This is a genomic window from Glycomyces sp. NPDC047010 (assembly GCF_040644205.1).
GTDB lineage: Bacteria > Actinomycetota > Actinomycetes > Mycobacteriales > Micromonosporaceae > Glycomyces.
In genome coordinates, this window is sequence record NZ_JBEYVY010000003.1 from 540,243 (window position 1) to 560,262 (window position 20,020).

Consider the following 20,020-nt stretch of genomic DNA (forward strand, 5'->3'; position numbering starts at 1 on the left):
CCGCGACGGCCAACGTGAAGGAGGCTCGTCCGTGACGGGCTCAAATCTACGGGGCGCCCGCTCGGGCGTCGTCAGCCGGTGAGGTCTCTCACCACGGCGTCGGCTAGGAGGCGACCGCGGAGCGTGAGCACGAGCCGGTCGTCCGCGATGTCGGCGAGTCCTTCGGCCGCAACGCGTTCGGCGGCGGCGCGGCCGTCGGGGCGCAGTTCGGCGAGCGGGAGGCCGCTGGCGAGGCGGGTGAGCAGGAGCACCCGCTCCAGGTGGCGGTCGTCGTCGGTGAGGGTTTCGTGGCCCGCGACGGGCAGGCCCTCGGCGAGGGCGGTGCCGTACGTGGAGGGGTGCTTGTGGTTCCACCAGCGCACGCCCGGCAGGTACGAGTGGGCGCCGGGCCCGGCGCCCCACCAGTGGCCGCCCTCCCAGTACAGGAGGTTGTGTCGGCACCTGGCGGTATCGTTCTTGGCCCAGTTCGAGACCTCGTACCAGGAGAACCCGGCCGCGGAGAGGGCGGCTTCCGCAGCGAGGTAGCGGTCGGCGGCGACGTCGTCGGAGGGCTGCGGCACGCGTCCGGAGCGGATGCGGCGGGCCAGCGCGGTGCCGTCCTCGACGATGAGGGCGTACGCGGAGACGTGGTCGACGCCGGTGTCGACGGCGGCGGCGAGGCTGTTCGCGAAGTCGGCGGCGCTCTCGCCTGGGGTGCCGTAGATCAGGTCGAGGCTGACGTGCTCGAAGCCCGCCTTGTGGGCGTGGGCGACGGCGTCGAGGGCCTTCTGCGGGGAGTGCTCGCGGTCGAGGACCTTGAGGACGTGGGAGGCGGTGGACTGCATGCCGACCGAGAGGCGGGTGAAGCCGCCGTCGTGGAGTTCGGCGAGGTAGTCGGCGTCGATGGACTCGGGGTTGGCCTCGGTGGTGGCCTCGTAGCCGTCGGCGAGCCCGAACTCGCGGTCGATCTCGGCGAGGATCGAGGCGAGGTCAGCGGCGCTCAGGAGCGTGGGGGTGCCGCCGCCGAAGAAGACGGTGTCGACCTTCGGGCGGTCCTCGAAGCGCGCGGCGGCGGAGCGGATCTCGCTGCGGACGATGGCCGCGTAGGTGTCGCGGGAGACGCCCGCGCCCAGTTCGGAGGCGGTGTAGGTGTTGAAGTCGCAGTAGCCGCAGCGCGAGACGCAGAAGGGCACGTGGACGTAGAACCCGAACCCGTCCCTCCCCGTGTCGGGGTGGGCGGCGGCCGCGGCGATGTCGGTTGCGGGACTGGTGGACACCCTGTCTACGGTACTGGTGTGAACGGCAACGACGCTCTCATCAAGTACCGCGCGGAACTGAACGTGGCCTCGATTACCCTCGACGCCCCGCAGCGGCGCAATGCGCTCTCGACCCGCATGATCGGCGGGCTGCGCGATTCCCTCGCCCGGGCGGTCGCGGACCCGGCGGTCCGCGTGGTCGTGATCGACCACACGGGGCCCGTGTTCTGCGCGGGCGCCGACCTGAAGGAGTCCGCGGCGGCGACGGGCCTGGAGGACCTCCCGGCCGCGCACCTCGCGGAGCTGCTCGCGGACATGTGCGAGGCCCCGAAGCCGGTCGTCGTGGACGCCCGCGGCGGCGCGAAGGGCGGGGGCCTGGGGCTGCTCGCCGCGGCCGACATCGCGCTGGTCGAGGAGGGCTCGCCGATGTCGTTCAGCGAGGTCAGGCTGGGCGTGGTCCCGGCGGTGATCGCGCCGGTCGTGGGGCACAAAATCGGCCCGGGGCTGATGCGGCGGCTGTTCCTCACCGGGGAGCCGTTCGACGCGCCGCAGGCCGAGCGGTGGGGGCTCATCGCCGAGGCGGTCGCCCAGGGCGGGTCGGACGAGCGGCGGGCCGCGGTGGTGGCGAGCCTCACTGCGGGCGGGCCGTCGGCGCAGGCCGGGATCAAGAGGCTCACGGGCGCAGTCGATCTGCGGGAGCAGCTGCGTGCGGCCGCGGCACTGACGGCCGAGTACTTCTTCGCCGAAGAGGGGCGAGAAGGGGTCCGTTCGTTCATTGAGAAGCGGCCCGCTTCTTGGGTAGGCTTACCAGCCGCCGACCGACCTGATCGGAGTCACCTGTGCGCGCTTTCGTGGCCCTGACCTCACTGCTCCTCGTGCTCGTCCTCGCGGGCTGCACCGAGGACGCGCGGGACGCCCTGCGCCCCACCCCGACCGGCTGCTACTTCACCGCGGGCGCCGATTCGACGCACCTGACGGCCGAGCAGGCGTCGAACGCGGCGACGATCGCGGCCGTGGGCCTGCGCGACGGCATGGACGAGCGGGCCGTGGCCGTGGCGATCACCACGGCGTTCCAGGAGTCGGAGCTCCTCAACGTCAACTACGGGCACGACGACTCGCTGGGCCTGTTCCAGCAGCGCCCGAGCATGGGCTGGGGCTCCGAGGAGGAGCTCATGGACCCCGTCTACGCCTCGTTCAAGTTCTACGAGAAGCTCGACCGCACCGACGGCTGGCAGGACATGACGCTCGCGCAGGCCGCGCAGGCGGTCCAGGTCAGCGCCTACCCCGAGCTGTACGAGAAGTGGGAGGACGAGGCCACCGTCATCGCGGCCGTGTTCGCGGGCGGCGAGGAGTCCGGCATCGGGTGCGTCAAGGGCAACACCGGGGACGTCGCGGGCGACCCGGCGTCCCTCGCGGAGGCGTACGCGTACCAGTGGGGCGCCGAGGTCTCGGAGTCCGGCGACGCGACCGTCGTCATCGACCCCGACGACGCGGCCGGCGGCTGGAACCGGGCCGCGTGGGCCGTCGCCCGCGCCTACGACCACGGGATCGCGAGCGTCGCGTACGGCGGGAAGCTCTGGGCCGCAGGCGAGGACGCCTGGACCGAGCCGAACGCCGAAGCGGACGGCGAGGCCGCCGTGGAGATCGCGAACGACAGCCACTCGGCGGTCATCATCACCTTCGCCGCCGCGTAGGTGGGGCAGAGTTCGGCCCCGGTTCACCGGCCCTTCGGGCGGACGTTCCGGGCAATCCACGCGCGCTTGCTGGGCTGTGGGGGACCGCAAACCCGCTCAACTCCCCCCGAAGCGAGGCAATGACATGCGCATGTCGCGCCGCATCCTGCTCGCGTCCTCCGGCGCCGCCGCCGCAACCGCGGTCCCCGCCGCCGCGTGGGCCGAGACGAAGATCCACCCCGTCCTCCGCACCGACCCCTTCACCCTCGGCGTCGCCTCGGGCGACCCCGAGCCCGACGGCGTGGTCCTGTGGACCCGCCTGGCCGTGGACCCGCTCGCCGAGGACGGCATGGGCGGCATGCCCGCCGGGGTCTTCGACGTCAAGTGGGAGGTCGCCAAGGACGAGCGCTTCCGCCACCGCGTCGCCTCCGGGCGCGTCGAGACCGCCGCCGAGGTCGGCCACAGCGTCCACGTCGAGGTCGACGGCCTCGAACCGGCCCGCGAGTACTACTACCGCTTCTCGACCGGCCGCTGGAAGTCCCCGGTCGGGCGGACCCTCACCGCGCCCTCGCGCCGGTCCATGCCGGGCGAGCTGCGCATGTCGTTCGCGTCCTGCTCGCAGTACGAGCACGGCTACTTCACCGCCTACCGGCACATGGCCGAGTCGCACCCGGACCTGATCCTGCACCTCGGCGACTACCAGTACGAGTACAAGGCGGGCGTGTACCTCTCCCCCGACGGGAACGTCCGCGACCACGAAGGGCCCGAGACGGTCACGCTCGCGACCTACCGCCAGCGCCACGCCCAGTACAAGGCCGACCCGGACCTCCAGGCCGCCCACCTCGTGGCGCCGTGGCTGGTGATCTGGGACGACCACGAGACCGAGAACAACTGGGCCGACGAGGTCCCCGAGATCGGCTCGGACACCCCGGACACCGCGGACTTCCTGGTCCGGCGGGCCGCCGCGTTCCAGGCGTACTGGGAGAACATGCCGCTGCGCCGCACCTCCGTGCCCGACGGCATCGACATGCAGCTGTACCGGCGGGTCCGGTGGGGCAGGCTCGCGAACTTCCACATGCTCGACACCCGCCAGTACCGCGACGACCAGGCGTGCGGCGACGGCACCCAGAGCAACTGCGCCGACGCGTGGGACGAGTCGCGCACCATCACCGGTGCGGCCCAGGAGGAGTGGCTGATCGACGGGTTCCACGAGTCGACGGCCCGCTGGGACGTCATCGGCCAGCAGGTGTTCTTCACGCAGCGCGACAGCAGCGCCGCCGCCGACGTGCTGCGCACCAGCATGGACGGGTGGGACGGGTACGCCGCGTCGCGCCAGCGGATCATCGACGGCTGGGTCGAGGCCGAGGTGCGCAACCCGGTGGTGCTCACCGGCGACGTGCACACGCACTGGGCCGGGGAGATCCTCCCGGACTTCCCTGACGCGCAGGGCGACTCGGTCGGCGTGGAGCTGGTCGCCACGTCGGTCACCTCGGGCGGGAACGGCGCCGACTCGGTGCCGGAGGACAACTCGGCGCTGGTCATCAACCCGCACATCAAGTTCCGCAACGCCCAGCGCGGCTATGTGGAGACCGTGATCACGCCCGACCGGATGGACGTGAACTTCCAGGTCGTCCCGCAGGTCACGGTCCAGGACGCGCCGGTGTACACGCGCCGGTCCTACACGATCGAGGACCGGGACCGCTCGCTGCACCAGACGTACGACCGGCCGGTCGACCCGTCGGTCATGTCGCGCAACACGGGCCCGTTCGCGGACTCCGACGAGAACGCCGACGACTACCTGAACTAGTTCCCCCCGCAAAGGGAGGGCGCCCCCGCGGGCGCCCTCCCGCCCGGCGGCCCCGGTGCGCCGCAACGCCTCTCGGAGGCCCGTTTCGGACGGGCGTGCGGGGCGGAACGGCGGACACCGGCGGTTGCCGCGTGCGGCTACAGTGAGCAGTAATTGCACACCCTTCTCTATGCCCGGAGCAGCGACTATGACGTATCCGCCGCAATCGCCCGAACCGAATCAGTACGGCGCGGCCCCCGGCCCCGGAGCCCCCGGACCGCAGCCCGGCGGCCCGGATCTCCTCACCGAGTGGGGCGCCAAGGCGCACCCGGGCCGGCCCCCGAAGTTCAACCAGCTGACGCAGGTGCTGTGGGGGTACGTGGCCCTGTCGGTGCTCATGGTGCCGCTGGCGATCCTCGCGATGGCGACCGCGCCGTGGTGGGCCCCCACCGGATTCCTCGTGGCCTCGGCCATCGTCGGCGTGATCTTCCACGGCGGCGTGGCGGGCACGATCGCGTGGTTCATCACCAAGGGCAAGCTCGGCGTCTTCGGCGCGCAGGACCCGCGCATCGGCCTGTACATCGGCTACGGCCTGCTCGGCCTGTTCTCCCTCGGCGGCCTGTGGGTCGGCTGGGGCTGGATCGCGGCCGTCGGCGCGCTGGTCTCGATCGCCCGCCTCGGCGCCGTCGGCTTCAGCTTCTACCTGCTGACCCAGCCCGAGGTCGAGCACTACCTGCGGGCGCAGCCGGGCAACCAGCCGAAGCCCCCGGTCGTCCCGCCGGGCGGCTACCAGCAGCAGCCCGGGGCGCAGGGCTACCCGCAGCAGCCCCCGGCCCAGGGGTACCCCCAGCAGCCCGGCCAGCAGCCGCCCGCCCCGGGCTACCCGCAGCAGCAGCCCCCGGCGCCGGGCCAGGTCCCGCCGCCGCCGGGCTACCCGCAGCAGTAGGGCATTGAGACGCCAAGGGGCGGAACCGGATCGGTTCCGCCCCTTCTTCGTGCCCGGGCCGTGCCGAGGGGGCGGCGAAAAAATTTAGGCAATCGGTTGCACCCAGACCCTTGACCGCATGAAAGCCCTTGCCTTAGATTCATTCAAATGCCTCAATATTTCCCTCACGAGAGGTCACGCGCATGCGACGCACAGCCAGACTACGGATCGGAGCGGCCCTGGCCGCGGCGGCGGTGGTGATCGCCGGAACCGCCATGTCGATGACGATGGCGGCGGCGGACACCGCCGACGAGCCGTCGTTCTCCGCCCAGGCCCTCGGCACCAACCTCAGCCTCGGCGCAGGCGCCGACGGCAGCAGCAAGGCCAGCGGCACCAGCTACGGCAACGTCATCGACGGCAACGCGAGCACCTACTGGTCCCCCAGCGGGTCCACCGGCCGCATCTCCGTCAAGTGGGGCTCGGCCGTCAGCGTCTCCACCGTCGTCATCACCTCCGCCTCCGGCGGCGGCACCATCGGCAACTGGCAGGTCGTCAACAACGACAACGGGGCCGTGCTGGCCTCCGGCACCGGCGCGGGCACCATCACCTTCGCCGCCACGTCCCTCAAGAAGATCAACTTCGTCATCTCCAGCGCCACCGGCACGCCCCGGATCGCGGAGTTCGCGACCTACTCCGGCACGCCGGACGGCGAACCGACCGAGGAGCCCACGACCCCGGGCGACCCCGGCACGACCACGCCCCCGCCGACCTCGGACGCGCTCTACGCGTCCCCCAACGGCAGCGCCAGCGCCCCCGGCACTCTGGCGAGCCCGACGACGATCGCCTCGGCGGTCGACCGCATCGCCTCCGGCGGCACCATCTACCTGCGCGGCGGCACCTACAACCTGTCGAGCACCCTGGCGATCCCGCCGGGCAAGGACGGGTCCTCGGGCAACCGCACCGAGCTGTTCGCCTACCCCGGCGAGTCCCCCGTGCTCAACTTCTCGGCGCAGGCCGAGGCCGACGCCAACCGCGGCATCGCCATGGGCGGCGACTGGTGGCACTTCAAGGGCTTCGCCGTCGAGCACGCCGGCGACAACGGGATCCTCCTGGGCGGCAGCAACAACATCATCGAGCGGGTGGTGACCAGGCACAACGCCGACACGGGCCTCCAGATCGCCCGGTACACCGCGGGCGCGCCCTCCAGCGAGTGGCCCGCGAACAACCTCATCCTCTCGTCCGAGTCGCACGACAACGTCGACTCCGACGGCGAGGACGCGGACGGCTTCGCCGCGAAGCTCACCTCCGGCTCCGGGAACGTCTTCCGGTTCTGCGTGTCCCACAACAACATCGACGACGGCTGGGACCTGTACACCAAGCCGGACACCGGCGCCATCGGCCCGGTGACCATCGAGGACTCCCTCGCGTACGACAACGGGACGCTCTCGAACGGCGGGCAGGCCGGCAACGGCGACCGCAACGGCTACAAGCTCGGCGGCGAGGACATCGCGGTGAACCACACGGTCGTGCGGTCCATCGCGTTCGAGAACGGCAAGCACGGGTTCACGTACAACTCGAACCCCGGCTCGATGACGATCTCGAACAACCTGAGCGTCCGCAACACCGAGCGCAACTTCAACTTCGACGCGGGCACCTCGGTGTTCCGCGGCAACACCTCGTGCGACAGCGGCTCCAACGACCGCATCGTCGGCAACTCCGACTCGTCGAACCAGTGGGACACCGGCTCCAACGGCTCCCGCTGCTCGGCCTACGGCGGCTCCCTCGCCTGGAGCTTCAACTCCGGGGGCACCCTCGTGGTGACCATCGGCGGCGCCGTGGTCGATCTATAGGCCCGGCACAGTGAGAGGCGGCCGCCCCCCGGCACAGGGGGCGGCCGCCTCGTTGTTCTCGCTCTAGTCCTCGTCGGTGCGCAGGGCGGCGATGAACGCCTCCTGGGGGACCTCGACGCGGCCGATGTTCTTCATCCGCTTCTTGCCCTCCTTCTGCTTCTCCAGGAGCTTGCGCTTGCGGGAGATGTCGCCGCCGTAGCACTTGGCGAGCACGTCCTTGCGCAGCGCGCGGATCGTCTCGCGGGCGATGATCCGCGACCCGATCGCCGCCTGGATCGGCACCTCGAACTGCTGGCGCGGGATGAGCTTCTTGAGGCGCTCCGAGAGGCGCACCCCGTAGGAGTACGCCTGGTCCTGGTGGACGATCGCGGCGAACGCGTCGACCTTCTCGCCCTGGAGCAGGATGTCGACCTTCACGAGGTTGGACTCCTGCGAGCCGTCGATGTCGTAGTCGAGCGACGCGTAGCCCTTGGTGCGGGACTTCAACTGGTCGAAGAAGTCGAAGACGATCTCCGCGAGCGGCAGCGTGTACCGGATCTCGACCCGGTCGGTCGAGAGGTAGTCCATGCCGATCTGCACGCCGCGCTTCGTCTGGCAGAGCTCCATGACCTGCCCGATGTACTCCTTCGGGGTCAGGATGGTGGCCTTGGCGACCGGCTCGGTGATCGAGTAGATCTTGCCCTCGGGGAACTCCGAGGGGTTCGTGACCTCGACTTCCTCGCCGTCCTCCTTGACGACCTGGTAGACCACGTTCGGGGCGGTCGAGATCAGGTCGAGGTTGAACTCGCGCTCCAGGCGCTCCTGGATGATCTCCAGGTGCAGCAGGCCCAGGAAGCCCACGCGGAACCCGAAGCCGAGCGCCGCCGACGTCTCGGGCTCGTACTGGAGCGCGGCGTCGTTGAGCTGGAGCTTGTCGAGGGCCTCGCGGAGGTTCCCGTAGTCGGAGCCGTCGATCGGGTACAGCCCGGAGTAGACCATCGGCTTGGCCTCGGTGTAGCCGGGCAGGGCCTCGGCCGCCGGGTTCTTGTTGAGCGTGACGGTGTCGCCGACCTTGGACTGGCGCACGTCCTTCACGCCGGTGATCAGGTACCCGACCTCGCCGACGCTCAGGGCCTTCGAGACGACCGGCTCGGGGCTGATGACGCCGATCTCCAGCAGCTCGTGGTCGGCGCGGGTCGACATCATGCGGATGCGGTCGCGGGCGTTGAGCCTGCCGTCCACCACCCGGATGTACGTGACGACGCCGCGGTACACGTCGTAGACCGAGTCGAAGATCATCGCCCGCGCGGGCGCGTCCGGGTCGCCCACGGGCGCCGGGACCTGCGCGACGACCGCGTCCAGCAGCTCGGCCACGCCGACGCCGGTCTTGCCGGAGACCCGCAGGACCTCCTCGGGCTCGCACCCGATGAGGTGCGCGATCTCCTCGGCGTACCGGTCCGGGTCGGCCGAGGGGAGGTCGATCTTGTTGAGCACCGGGATGATCGTCATGTCGTTGTTCATCGCCAGGTACAGGTTCGCGAGCGTCTGCGCCTCGATGCCCTGCGCGGCGTCGACCAGCAGGATCGCGCCCTCGCAGGCGGCGAGCGACCGCGACACCTCGTACGTGAAGTCCACGTGCCCGGGGGTGTCGATCATGTTGAGGACGAAGCCCTGCCCCTCGGCCGCGCCGGAGCGGACCGTCCAGGGCATGCGCACGGCCTGGGACTTCACGGTGATGCCGCGCTCGCGCTCGATGTCCATCCGGTCGAGGTACTGCGCGCGCATCTGGCGGGCGTCGACGACCTCGGTGATCTGCAGCATGCGGTCGGCCAGGGTGGACTTCCCGTGGTCGATGTGCGCGATGATGCAGAAGTTCCGGATCGACTCCGGCGCGGTCGAACCTGGCGCGTTGGTCACGTTGACCTTCCCTCTCGGCTGCACGGACTGTGGCGCGCAAGCGTCGCCACTCCCCCGCCGTCGGGCCGTTCATGGTCACGGTCCGGTCGTGTAAGGGGCGGGCTTGACAATTCTGCCTTACCGGCCCCGGTGCCCCCGCACACCCAGCGCGAAAGGCCGTCCCCGCCACGTCGCGGGAACGGCCTCCGGTCTCCTGGTGGTCGGGTGCGGGTCAGGCGGCGACCGCCGCGGCCTCCCGCTCGGGGACCTCGACGGCCCTGACGCGGCTGCGCACGGCCCCGATCGTGAAGATCACCACTCCGGCGGCGAGCCACGCGGCGAGGACCCACACGGCGGTCTGCGCCCCGGCCCCGTCGAAGTACGCGGTCGAGCGCAGCAGCGTCGCGCCCGCGCCCGGCGGCAGGTACTGGCCGACCTCGCCCCACGGGGCGGGCAGCAGCTCCGGCGCGCTGGTCAGGCCCGAGATCGGGTTGCCCACGAGCATCACGACGACCGCGCCCACGGCGATCCCGGCCGTCCCCAGGAGCTTGCGCAGCCCGAGGATGAACCAGCCCGTCGCGGCCGCCGCGAGGCTGATCGCGGCGGCGATCGTCAGGTAGTCGCCCTCGATGGACTCCAGGACGTACAGCAGGATCGCGGCCACGCCCGCGCCGATCGCGAGCGGCCCGAGGACCGCGGCGGCGGCCTGGCGGCCCGAGCCGCGCACGGCGGAGCCGATGAGCGCGGCGATGATGATGCCGCCCGCGGCGAGCGGCAGGCCCGAGGCGGCCAGTCCGGCGCCGTTCGGGTCGTCGGCGGGGAGCGCGACCAGGTCCTCGACGGTGACCTGCACGATCTGGCCGCTCGCCTGGCCCATCTGGGCGGCGATCTGGTCGGCGATGCCGGTGACGAGCCGCGCGACCGTGGGTGAGGCGGCCGAGGCGGTGTAGGCGGTGACCCCGTCGGGGCCGATCTGGAGGGCCGCGTAGACCTCGCGGTCCTCGATGAGCTGGGCGGCCTCGTCGGCGTCGGCCGCGGCGGTGACGTCGAACCCGTCGGGCTCGGCCTGGTCGAGCTGGTCCTGGACCTGCACGGCCGCCTCGGCGGGGCCGACGACGGCGATCGGGACCTCGTTCGGGCCCATGCCCGCGGAGGGCCAGGCGAAGGCGAGGGTGACGGCGCCGACGATCAGGGCGAGACCGGCGCTGAGTCCGATCACGCGTCCGATCGAGGTGCGCTCGGGGGCGGTTTCCATGATGGTTTCCTCTCGTAAGATACTGTCCGTATCTTGCTTTCCTCAAGCTAACATAAGAAACCATCGGTATCTAGGGGGGTCGGGTTGGAGCGCAAGGGAGCGTCCAGGCGTCGCGGCGAGGAACTGGAGCAGGCGATCCTCGACGCCGCGTTCGACGAGTTCCGCGACGCGGGCTACGCCGGGTTCACCATGGAGGGCGTCGCGAAGCGGGCCGGGACCAGCAAGCCCGTCGTGTACCGGCGCTGGCCGAGCCGGGTCCACATCCTCATGGCGTGCATCGCGAGCCGCCTCCCGCAGGCGGAGACCGTCCCGGACACCGGGTCGATCCGCGGCGACATCGTCGCGCTGGTCACGGTCGCGCACCGGCGCATGCGCCTGGTCGGCCAGACCGCGATGCTCGGCATGCTCACCGACGTCAGCACCGACCCCGAGGTCCGCAAGATCCTGGTCGGGTCCCTGGTGAGCGAGCTCGCGAACCTCCTGGACCGGGCCGTGTACAAGCGCGCGATCGCGCGGGGCGAGCTTGCCGAGGAGCACCTCACCGAGCGCCTGCGCAGGCTCCCGATCGACTTGGTGCGCAACGAGTTCATCATCTACGGGACCGTGCCGCGGGAGGCGATCGAGAGCATCGTCGACGAGGTGGTCCTCCCCGCCCTGCGGGCGCGCGGCGCCCAAGTCTGACCCCGCGGGGGTAATGTGCGCGACAGCCCGGGGCCTTGGCTCGGCCGACGCCCGCGACCTGGTGTAACCTGGCTCGCGGTCATGCTCCCAGGGCGTGCGTGTTGCTCGGGTCCTGGTAACGTTGACAGGCGCTCCGGAGTGCCCTCTGCCTCCGACGCGATCAATTAAGGAACCCAAGCAATCACGAAACTGAGGCTTCACGCGTGGCGAACATCAAGTCCAAGGAAAAGCGCATTCTCACGAACGAGAAGCGCCGCATCCGCAACAAGTCTGTGAAGTCGTCGCTCAAGACGTCCGTCCGGAAGTTCCGTGAGGCGTCTGCCACCGGCGACGTCGCTGCCGCAGAGACCCACTTCCGCGCCGCGAGCCGCGAGCTCGACAAGGCCGCGACCAAGGGCGTCATCCACAAGAACCAGGCCGCGCAGCGCAAGTCCAAGCTCGCCGCCTCCTTCAACAAGCTCTCCGCCGCCGCCTAACCGCGACGCCGCAGACAGCGACAAAGCTTCAAAGGCCCGGGGCTCGGCCCCGGGCCTTCGGCGTCTTCTGCCCCCACCGCGCCCACACCCACACCCACACCCACACCCACACCCGCGCCATTGTCATGTCACACCCCGAAGGCACCATTCATCCGGGGGCGGCTCGATCCGGCCGTGCCGACCTCTCGCCGTGCCCGCCGTCAGCCGTGGCGGCTGAGCGCCCCCGCGACGAGGTCGTTGAGCTTCACCATGGCGGCCACCGAGAGCGGCAGGATCAGCACGACCCACCAGGTCACCAGCTCGGTCAGCGCCATGAGCACCCCGAGCCCGACCGTCCCCTCGAACAGCAGCACGCACATCAAATTCGACAGGTACAGGTGCTTGATCCCCAGCGCCTTCGCGTACCAGGGCCTGCGGGGCCGGCTCACCCGTCCGTGGCGGTACTCAGACACGACCCCTCCCGGCGGCACTCAACCGGGTGATCTGGAGGATCGCGTGCTCCAGGGCCCAGCCGCGGTCGTCCGCGCCGCCCTTCACCTCGCCGTTGAGCCGCGCGCACACCTGCATCGCCTCCGCGAGCGAGTCCGCGGTCCAGTTCCGGGCCTGCTTGCGGGCCTTCTCGATCTGCCACGGCGCCATGCCGAGCTGACCGGCGAGCTGCGCCGCCCCGCCCCGCTCGGACGCGACCCGCGACAGGTTCCGCACCGCCATCGCCAGCGCGTCGGCGATCGGCACCGGGTCGACGCCGACCTGCATGGCCCACCGCAGCGCGCCGAGCGCCTCGGCCGCGTCCCCGGCGATCGTCGCGTCGGCGACGGTGAACCCGGAGACCTCGGCGCGGCCCGAGTAGTACTGCGCGACGCTCTCCTGGGTGATCTTCCCGTCGGTGTCGGCGACCAGCTGCGCGCACGCCGAGGCGAGCTCGCGCAGGTCCGATCCCACGGCCTGGATGATCGTGTCGGCGATCTCCGCCGACGCCGACCGCGGCGACGCCCCGGCGTCCCGCAGCTCCCCGCGCACGAACGCGACCCGGTCGGGCTGCCGCTTGATCTTCGCGGCGCGCACGATCGGCACGTCGAGCTTCTTCAGGCCCTCCGAGAGCGCCTTGCCCTTGTTGCCGCCGTTGTGGCAGACGGCCAGGTAGATCTCCGGCGCGGGCTGCTTCGCGTAGGCGAGGACCGCCGCGATGGTGTCCTTGTCGACGTCCTGGCCCGACTCGACGATGCCGACGACCGCGCCGCCGAACAGGGTCGGGCTCGTCAGCTCGGTCAGGGCCCCGGCGGTGAGGTCGGCGCCCGGGACGCGGTTGACGGCCGGGGCGGGGTCGCCCTCGGGCATCTCGGCCCGCACCGCCTTGACGTACTCGGCGGCGGCCCGCTCGGCGAGGAACTCGTCGTCGCCCAGGATCAGTCGGATGGGTTCGAGTGCAGCCACGGCACCATCCTTGCATGCGGTGCGGGCCGCCCCGGGCCGCGACCGGTCCGGCGCCTTCCTCGCAGCGCCCGCATCCTGCCGGAAGATCCCGGTTCACCCCGGCGAGTCCGTCACCCAATCACCCGAACGGCGTCGCCGTGTAATCGATCCCTCACATCATGCCTCCGTCCGCACTTCGATCCGTCCGCCGCTGCGCGCCACCGTGATCCGCCCGTCCTCGTCCGTCCGGAAGACGAGCGCTCCCCCTTTCTCCAAGAGCCCCAGCGGACCGGGGTCCGGGTGCCCGTACTCGTTGCCCGCCCCGACGCCGACGAGCGCCACCGCCGGATCGGCCGCCTCCAGGAACTCCGGCACCTGGAACGACGACCCGTGGTGCGGCACCTTCAGCACGTCGACGCCGAGCCCCGCCCCGCGGTTCAGCAGCGCCCGCTGGCCCTCCAGTTCCACGTCCCCGGCGAGGAGGACGCTCGTCCCTGCGACCTCGGCCCGCAGCGCGACCGAGTTGTTGTTCGGGTCCGACCGGGTGCCGCTCAACGGGTCCGCGGGCGGCCCCAGCACCTCCAGCCTCGTGTCCCCGAACGCGAACACCTCGCCCGGGACGGCCTCCAGCACCGGCACCTCACCGGCCCGCTCCTCCACCAACTCGTACCCGTACCGGGCCTCCCCCGGCGGCGGCGCCAGGATCGCGGCCACCTCGCGGCCCTCCATGACCCCGCCGATCCCGGCCGTGTGGTCGATGTGGAAGTGCGAGAGGACGAGCAGCGCCACCCGGTCCACCCCGAGCGCCTCCAGGCACGCGTCGACCGGTTCCGGATCGGGCCCGACGTCGACCACGATCGCTGCGTCCCCGGCCGGAAGCACCAAGGCATCCCCTTGGCCCACATCGCACATCGTCACCACCCAGCCCGAGGGTGCGCCTCCCGACGACAGGCAGGCCGGGACGGTCCCGAGCCCCGCGGCCAGGAGCACCGCCACCACGGCCCGCCGGAACCGCCGCATCTGGAGGAGCCCGATCACCAGCGCGAGCACCAGCGCTGACCCGATCCCCCACCACAGCCCGCCGGGGACCGGCAGCAGCGCCCCCGGCACCTCGGCCCCGGTGCGCGCCAGCCAGATCAGCCACCGCGCCGGAAGCGCGGCCAGCTGCGACATGAACTCCCCCGCGGGGACCCACACCGCGGCCGCGGCCGCGGCGCCCACGGACAGCACGACCACCGGTGCGGCCACCAAGGCCGCCAGCAGGTTCACCGGCACGGACACCAGACTCACCCCGCTGCCGAGCCCGACCAGCAGCGGCGTCACCGCCACCTGCGTCGCCAGCGGGATCGTCACCGCCAGCGCCACGCCCTGCGGCCAGCCCCGGTGCTCCAGCGGCTTCGCCCACCGGAACGCCAGCAGCAGCAACCCGACGCACGCCGCCACCGACAGCGCGAACCCCGCCTGCGCGGCCATGTCCGGGTCCACGAGCACCACCAGCAGCACCGCGGTCGCCAACGCGGGCATCGCGGCCCGCGGCCGACCCGCCGCCAAAGCCAGGAGCGTCATCCCCGCCATCACGGCCGCTCGCAGCACACTCGGCTGCGGCCCCGCGACGACCACGATCACCAAGGCCGCCACCGCTCCGGCGACGACACGGGCCCGCGGCCCCGCCCTGCACAGGACCGCTACGGCCAGCACCGCACCAACCAAGAGGCTCAGGTGGTAGCCCGAGACGACCACGAGATGCACGAGCCCGGTGGTCCGGAAGTCCGCCGCGATCTCGGGGTCCATCAGCGACGTGTCCCCCACCGCGAGCGCCGGGATAAGCCCGGCCTCCGGCTGCGGCACCACCCCGACGGCCTCGGCGAGGCGCTCGCGCACATGTGCGGCGAACCGGTGCGGCAGCGTGGGCTCGCCGTCGAGCTCCGGGGGTCCGCGGGCACTGACGATCGCCGCCGTCAACCGTCCCGGCTCCGCCTCCCGAAGCACCGCAGACACAGTGAGCCGCTGCCCCGAACCGATCTCCGCCCACTCCGCGCCGCTGGCGACGAGCAGCACCTGCCAGTTCCCCTCCACCACACCCTCATCGGACCTGAAGGTGCGCAGCCGCGCGGTCGCAGTGACCATGTCCGGCCGCTTCATCGTCGGCTTCGGCACCGTGTGCAGCACGAGCTCGGCCTCCCCGCGAGCCTCCTCGGAGGTGAGGGCGGCGAGCCCGGGATGGTCCCGCGCCGCAACGTGCGCCGTCGTGACCCCGGCGCCGAGCATCGCCCCGAACGCGACCGTCGCGACCGCGGCCGCAACCCCGTCACGCCTGCCGATCCTCAAGGCCACCAGCACGACACAGACCACCGTCGTGACCAGGCCGGCGACGACGCCGCCGTACAGCCCCGCGAGCGCGGCCGCCCACACCCCGGCGGCGACGAGCGGCAGCCGCCAGTCCCGCCGCACCACCTCGGAGGGCGCGGGCCGCAGCGTGAACTCGGCGCTCACAGCGTCACCTGCTCGCGCAACTGCTCCAGCAAGGCCGACCCGATCCCGGAGACCTCCGACAGCTCGTCAACCGACTGGAAGCTCCCGTTCGCCTCGCGGTACTCGATGATCCGCTCGGCGAGGACCGGGCCGATGCCCTTGAGCGCGTCGAGTTCCTGCGCGCCGGCGACATTGATGTTGACCAGACCGGCCATGCCACCGCTGGTCCCACTCGCCCCAGGCGGCGGGACCCCCGATGCGGCGGCGTCGGGCACCGCCACCAGATCCCCGTCGGCAACTACTCGCGCGAGATTGAGGAACCCGGGATCGGCGCCGTCGGCGAGCCCGCCCGCGGCCTCGATGGCGTCGGCAACGCGCGCCCCGGCTTCGAGCTCCACGATCCCCGGCTTGTTCACGGCCCCGGCGACGGAGACGACGATCAGCTCCGGAGCCTGTTCGGCCGCTTCCGGAACCACGGTCGGCGCGGTCGCGGCGGGCTGCGTCTCGGGCCACGACAGGATCGTCACGGCGAGCCCCACGGCGGCCACGAGGACCCCGACAATCGCCAGCACCCACCTGTTTAGGTGCGAGAGCCCGAACCGGTGCTGGAGCCGCTCGATCCGGTCCTCGAACCGCCGCTTCGGCGGCGCCTTCGGCACGGGCTCAGCCTTGGCGTCGCCGCTGTCGGCGTCGACGGTCTCTTTGCAGGTCTGCTCGTCGGCGGAGTGGAGTTTCAGCCGGAGCCTCGCGGCGAGGGCCTGGGCTTCGGGTGTCTGGTCGCGTTCCATACCCGGGTCAACGAGCAGAGGTTACGGGGGTGACTGAGATTTTTCCCGGCTGTGGATAACTCCCCGCGACCTGTGGACAACTCCGCCGAGCCCCTCAAAAATGAACGGAGTTTCTCCGCAAATCGGACACCTGGGGACCCCCCACTTCAAACCTATCCGGCGCCACCGACAACCGTCGTAAGTCAGTTCCGACGACGCGTAATGACCCCGACCAGCCCCGGCCCGCAGTGGGCGCCGACGGCGGCGCCGACCTCGGTGACGTCCATGCCCCGCAGCCGGCCCTCGAAGCGCTCCTGGAGCCACCCGGCGAGCGCCTCGGCCCGCCGCTCGGTCCCCAAGTGATGCACGGTCATCTCGACCTCGGACTCACCGGCGTCTCCCACGGCGAGCGCCGCGAGGCGCTGCAAACCGCGCGTAGGCGTGCGGACCTTCTCGATCACGTCGATGCGCCCGTCCTCAACGCCCAGAATGGGTTTCACCGACAAGGCGGTGCCCACGATCGCCCGGGCCGCGCTGATCCGCCCGCCGCGCCGCAGGTACTCCAGCGTGTCCAGGTAGAAGTAGGTGGTGGTCCGCCCGATCGCCTCCTGCGCTGCCGCGGCGGCCGTCAGCAGGTCCATGCCCTTCTCCGCGGCCTCCACGGCCGCGAGCGCCGGATACCCGACGCCCATCCCCGCCCCGAGCGAGTCGACGACGGCGACTTTCCCGCCGAACCCCGCGGCGGCGGCCTCGGCGGCGGCCACGGTCCCGGACAGCCTGCCCGACAGGTGCACCGAGACGATCCCGCTCGCGCCCTCGTCGAGCAGCCGCGTGTACGTGGCCCGCAGCTCCTCCGGCGGCAGGCCCGAGGTGGTCACGGTCTGCCCCTCGCGCATCGCGCGGAGGATCGCCTCGCCGCCGACGTCCTCGCCCTCGCGGTACTCGGCGCCGCCGATGAGCACCGGGATGCCGAGCACCGTCAGGGACCCGTGCGAAGCGCGCAGCGCCTCAGGCAGGGCCGAGGTGGAATCGGTTACGACGACGACGGTCACCCGGCCACATTACCTAATCCGCGGTCTCGGCTTCCTGGACCACGAACGGGGTGCCCTGCTGGCAGGTGCTCATCATGCCCGCGTCGACCTCGCCGTGCAGCGTGACCTGGGCGCCCGCGTACACGACCGAGGAGTCGAAGCTCCCGAAGATCCCGTACACCGTGCCCTCGAACTCCAGGACCAGGCAGCCGGACTCCACGCCCGACTGGACGGTCCCCGAGATGGTCGTCAGCGAGCTCGACCCGGGCTTCGACGAGTCGCCCATCGACGGGTCCAGGTACGGGGTGCTGCTCTCATCGGGCACGGGGCTCTCCTCAGTCGTTGCGGCGGTTGGCGACTCGCTGGGGGACGTGGTCGTCGGGGTCGCCGAGGCGTCGTCCTCGGACCCGCCCCCGCCGGCACCGCACGCGGTGAGCGCGGCCAGCAGGAGGGCGCCGCCGAGCAGCCCCGCAGCGTTCGCGATTCGTCTGGTTCGTGAAGTTCGCGTGTCCATGACGGTTCGACGTCTCCGGTCCCGGCGCGGTTGCACCTCGACCGAAGCCTAAATCCCGGACGGCGACCGGGTCCAGCACTCGGCCCGGAAATCCGCCGCTACCGGGCCAGCTGGCCCTTCGCGAGCGGGCTCGCGCCGATCGTGTTCGGAGCCGGAACCCCCAGGTTGTAGCCGAACATGCGCCACTTCCCCGAACGCATCCGCCGCAGGTCGGCCCAGTGCGCGTTGTCGAGCCCCGAGAGGCTGCTCGTCGGCGCCTGGTCCCAGTCGAGGATCCCGCCGACGATCTGCCGCGCCGAACCGCCGTGGCAGACCACGATCGCGGTCCCCTCGATGTCGGACTCGACGATGTCCCGCACGGCTTCCGACGTCCGCCGGTGCAGTTCCGCCCACGTCTCGATCCCGGGGTGCTGCAACGGCTCTCCCGCGCGCCACCGCCGGTGGTCGTCGGGGAACTGCTCGGCGATCTCCGCGCCCGTCAGGCCCTCCCAGGGCCCGTACGCGCGCTCCTGGAGCCGCTTGTCCAGCTCGATGTCGACACCGGTCGCCTCGGAGACCGGCCGGGCCGTGTCCACGGCGCGGCGCAGGTCCGACGAGATGATCCGCACCGGCCCGTACAGGGCCAGCTCAGGACCGGCCTCGACCGCCTGCGCCTTGCCCGTCTCGTCCAGGTCGATGTCCGTGGAGCCCTGGATGCGCCCGGCGATGTTCCACTCGGTCTGCCCGTGGCGGACGACGAGGAGCCGGTTCACCGCTCGTCCCCGTCGCTCTCGGCCACCGCGGCGCGGCGGTCCCGCTCCACGTCGGCCTGGTCGACGAACTCGATCTCCGGGCAGTCCTTCCAGAGCCCGTCGAGACCGTAGTAGTCGCGCGCCTCCTGGTGGAAGACGTGCACCACGATCTCGTTGTAGTCCAGGAGCACCCACTGCTCGCCGCCCTTGCCCTCACGGCGCAGCGGACGCGTGTCGTGCTCCTTGATGAGCTTCTCCTCGACCGCGTCGACGACCGCGTGAACCTGCCGCTCGTTCGAGGCCGAGACGATCACGAAGACATCGGTGAGTGCGATCTTCGAGGTGACGTCCCGGAGATTGATGGCGAAAGCCTTCTTGTCGGCCGCCGCCTGGGCTGCTGAGAAGGCCAGGGTCTTGGCGGTTTCGCTTGCGGTCACGAACACTCCTGTCGACGAGTCTCCACCGGTGGTTCCACCGGCTCAGCTCTAGTTTTACACGGGCCCTCCGACGCCGACCTCCCTGTTTCGCGCCCGTCGCTGTGCGACTCGTCCCAGCCCTCAACCGCGGTACAGCCCACGCTCCGCGATGAACGCCGCCACCGCATCCGGCACCAGGTAACGGACCGGTTGACCGTCCCGCACACGCTGCCGACATTCGGTCGACGACAGGTCCACCGCGGGCATGTCGATGAACTCGACATCGATCCCAAACGACGTGTCGACCTCGCTGCGTGAGTGCCCCGGACGGTTCAACGCGATGAACCTCACGGCCCGGACCAATTCTTCGACCCGGTGCCACGTATGGAGGTTCTCCAACGAGTCCGCACCGATGATGAAGAACAGCTCGACATCACCGTCGTATTCGGCCCGCACATCGGCGACCGTGTCCACGGCGTACGTCGCGCCTTCCCGATCGATGTCGCAGGTACCCACTCTGAACGTCGGATCCGATCCGATCGCCAGCCGCGTCATCTCAAGGCGCGCAGCCGCATCAGTGACCTTGATATGGGCTTTCTGCCACGGGTCGCCGGCCGGGACGAAGACCACCTCGTCCAATCCGCATTCGAATGCGGCCTCACTGGCCGCGACCAAATGCCCGAGGTGCGGAGGATCGAAAGTCCCGCCGAACACCCCGATGCGTCGGACAGCCAGCTCATTCACAGGCCGAATCCTATCGCGCAATTCCGAATCAGGGCATGCGAAAAGGCCCCCACCTTCTGGTGGGGGCCTTCCCTGTGTTTCATGTTTGGCGGTGTCCTGCTCTCCCACACCCTCTCGAGTGCAGTACCATCGGCGCTGGAAGCCGTAACGACCGGGTTCGGAATGGGACCGGGTGT

The 20,020-nt window shown here is 71.1% G+C and carries 19 protein-coding genes and 1 rRNA gene; 7 read left to right on the plus strand and 13 right to left on the minus strand.

What is annotated here, in order from left to right; all coding sequences use genetic code 11:
* Window positions 1-71 precede the first annotated feature (71 nt).
* Window positions 72-1,232, minus strand: a complete 1,161-nt coding sequence (hemW, locus tag AB0A65_RS09000) for a radical SAM family heme chaperone HemW (RefSeq protein WP_359948730.1) — start codon at window positions 1,230-1,232, stop codon at window positions 72-74.
* A 42-nt stretch (window positions 1,233-1,274) separates the two neighbouring features.
* On the opposite strand from hemW, the gene AB0A65_RS09005 reads away from it, so the two are divergent.
* The 5 genes from AB0A65_RS09005 (at window position 1,275) to AB0A65_RS09025 (ending at window position 7,469) form a co-directional block, all read left to right on the plus strand.
* Complete coding sequence (locus AB0A65_RS09005) at window positions 1,275-2,096, plus strand: enoyl-CoA hydratase-related protein (RefSeq protein WP_359948617.1); 822 nt, start codon at window positions 1,275-1,277, stop codon at window positions 2,094-2,096.
* Window positions 2,075-2,929, plus strand: a complete 855-nt coding sequence (locus AB0A65_RS09010; protein WP_359948620.1) for a hypothetical protein — start codon at window positions 2,075-2,077, stop codon at window positions 2,927-2,929. The genes AB0A65_RS09005 and AB0A65_RS09010 overlap by 22 nt, the downstream gene beginning before the upstream one ends.
* Window positions 2,930-3,053: 124 nt before the next feature.
* Window positions 3,054-4,715, plus strand: a complete 1,662-nt coding sequence (locus tag AB0A65_RS09015; RefSeq protein WP_359948623.1) for an alkaline phosphatase D family protein — start codon at window positions 3,054-3,056, stop codon at window positions 4,713-4,715.
* Window positions 4,716-4,902: 187 nt separating this feature from the next.
* Window positions 4,903-5,640 carry a hypothetical protein gene (locus AB0A65_RS09020; protein WP_359948625.1) on the plus strand — a complete coding sequence of 246 codons (738 nt, stop codon included), beginning with the start codon at window positions 4,903-4,905 and terminating at the stop codon, window positions 5,638-5,640.
* Window positions 5,641-5,822: 182 nt separating this feature from the next.
* On the plus strand, window positions 5,823-7,469 hold the full coding sequence (locus AB0A65_RS09025) for a hypothetical protein (RefSeq protein WP_359948628.1): 1,647 nt from the start codon (window positions 5,823-5,825) through the stop codon (window positions 7,467-7,469).
* A 63-nt stretch (window positions 7,470-7,532) separates the two neighbouring features.
* Here AB0A65_RS09025 and lepA read toward each other — a convergent pair whose 3' ends face one another.
* Together lepA and AB0A65_RS09035 are read right to left on the minus strand one after the other, a co-directional pair.
* Window positions 7,533-9,365 (minus strand): translation elongation factor 4, encoded by a 1,833-nt coding sequence (gene lepA, locus AB0A65_RS09030; protein ID WP_359948630.1) that lies wholly within the window; start codon window positions 9,363-9,365, stop codon window positions 7,533-7,535.
* 211 nt (window positions 9,366-9,576) lie between these two features.
* Window positions 9,577-10,599, minus strand: a complete 1,023-nt coding sequence (locus AB0A65_RS09035; protein WP_359948633.1) for a hypothetical protein — start codon at window positions 10,597-10,599, stop codon at window positions 9,577-9,579.
* A gap of 84 nt (window positions 10,600-10,683) precedes the next feature.
* Here AB0A65_RS09035 and AB0A65_RS09040 point away from each other — a divergent pair, with 84 nt between their 5' ends.
* Together AB0A65_RS09040 and rpsT are read left to right on the plus strand one after the other, a co-directional pair.
* Window positions 10,684-11,280 (plus strand): TetR/AcrR family transcriptional regulator, encoded by a 597-nt coding sequence (locus tag AB0A65_RS09040; RefSeq protein ID WP_359948636.1) that lies wholly within the window; start codon window positions 10,684-10,686, stop codon window positions 11,278-11,280.
* Window positions 11,281-11,483: 203 nt separating this feature from the next.
* The gene (gene rpsT, locus AB0A65_RS09045) at window positions 11,484-11,756 is read left to right on the plus strand and encodes a 30S ribosomal protein S20 (RefSeq protein WP_359948639.1); all 273 of its coding nucleotides are present in this window, start codon (window positions 11,484-11,486) and stop codon (window positions 11,754-11,756) included.
* A gap of 200 nt (window positions 11,757-11,956) precedes the next feature.
* Here the strand turns inward: rpsT and AB0A65_RS09050 are convergent, their stop codons facing one another.
* The 10 genes from AB0A65_RS09050 to rrf all read right to left on the minus strand — a co-directional run.
* Entirely contained in the window at window positions 11,957-12,208 is a 252-nt protein-coding gene (locus AB0A65_RS09050; RefSeq protein WP_359948642.1) for a hypothetical protein, read from the minus strand.
* A complete protein-coding gene (gene holA / locus AB0A65_RS09055) occupies window positions 12,201-13,190 on the minus strand; it encodes a DNA polymerase III subunit delta (protein WP_359948645.1) in 990 nt (329 codons plus the stop codon). Before holA ends, AB0A65_RS09050 begins: the two co-directional genes overlap by 8 nt.
* Before the next feature lie 156 nt (window positions 13,191-13,346).
* Complete coding sequence (locus AB0A65_RS09060) at window positions 13,347-15,662, minus strand: ComEC/Rec2 family competence protein (RefSeq protein WP_359948647.1); 2,316 nt, start codon at window positions 15,660-15,662, stop codon at window positions 13,347-13,349.
* Window positions 15,659-16,429 (minus strand): helix-hairpin-helix domain-containing protein, encoded by a 771-nt coding sequence (locus AB0A65_RS09065; protein WP_359948650.1) that lies wholly within the window; start codon window positions 16,427-16,429, stop codon window positions 15,659-15,661. Before AB0A65_RS09065 ends, AB0A65_RS09060 begins: the two co-directional genes overlap by 4 nt.
* 182 nt (window positions 16,430-16,611) lie before the next feature.
* Window positions 16,612-17,460: a DegV family protein gene (locus AB0A65_RS09070; protein WP_359948653.1), complete on the minus strand. Its 849-nt coding sequence runs from the start codon at window positions 17,458-17,460 to the stop codon at window positions 16,612-16,614.
* A gap of 13 nt (window positions 17,461-17,473) precedes the next feature.
* Window positions 17,474-17,953: a hypothetical protein gene (locus tag AB0A65_RS09075; protein WP_359948656.1), complete on the minus strand. Its 480-nt coding sequence runs from the start codon at window positions 17,951-17,953 to the stop codon at window positions 17,474-17,476.
* Window positions 17,954-18,051: 98 nt separating this feature from the next.
* Complete coding sequence (locus AB0A65_RS09080; protein WP_359948659.1) at window positions 18,052-18,705, minus strand: histidine phosphatase family protein; 654 nt, start codon at window positions 18,703-18,705, stop codon at window positions 18,052-18,054.
* Window positions 18,702-19,121, minus strand: a complete 420-nt coding sequence (gene rsfS / locus AB0A65_RS09085) for a ribosome silencing factor (protein WP_359948661.1) — start codon at window positions 19,119-19,121, stop codon at window positions 18,702-18,704. Before rsfS ends, AB0A65_RS09080 begins: the two co-directional genes overlap by 4 nt.
* Before the next feature lie 120 nt (window positions 19,122-19,241).
* A complete protein-coding gene (nadD, locus tag AB0A65_RS09090; RefSeq protein ID WP_359948733.1) occupies window positions 19,242-19,835 on the minus strand; it encodes a nicotinate-nucleotide adenylyltransferase in 594 nt (197 codons plus the stop codon).
* Window positions 19,836-19,927: 92 nt separating this feature from the next.
* Window positions 19,928-20,020 (minus strand): 5S ribosomal RNA (rrf, locus tag AB0A65_RS09095); the annotation flags it as partial.

Excerpts from the sequence above, each read along its gene's own strand:
- AB0A65_RS09015 (WP_359948623.1), top strand. The coding sequence starts at position 3,054 with ATGCGCATGTCGCGCCGCATCCTGCTCGCGTCCTCCGGCGCCGCCGCC.
- AB0A65_RS09020 (WP_359948625.1), top strand. The coding sequence starts at position 4,903 with ATGACGTATCCGCCGCAATCGCCCGAACCGAATCAGTACGGCGCGGCC.
- AB0A65_RS09025 (WP_359948628.1), top strand. The coding sequence starts at position 5,823 with ATGCGACGCACAGCCAGACTACGGATCGGAGCGGCCCTGGCCGCGGCG.
- AB0A65_RS09035 (WP_359948633.1), bottom strand. The coding sequence starts at position 10,599 with ATGGAAACCGCCCCCGAGCGCACCTCGATCGGACGCGTGATCGGACTC.
- AB0A65_RS09065 (WP_359948650.1), bottom strand. The coding sequence starts at position 16,429 with ATGGAACGCGACCAGACACCCGAAGCCCAGGCCCTCGCCGCGAGGCTC.
- AB0A65_RS09075 (WP_359948656.1), bottom strand. The coding sequence starts at position 17,953 with ATGGACACGCGAACTTCACGAACCAGACGAATCGCGAACGCTGCGGGG.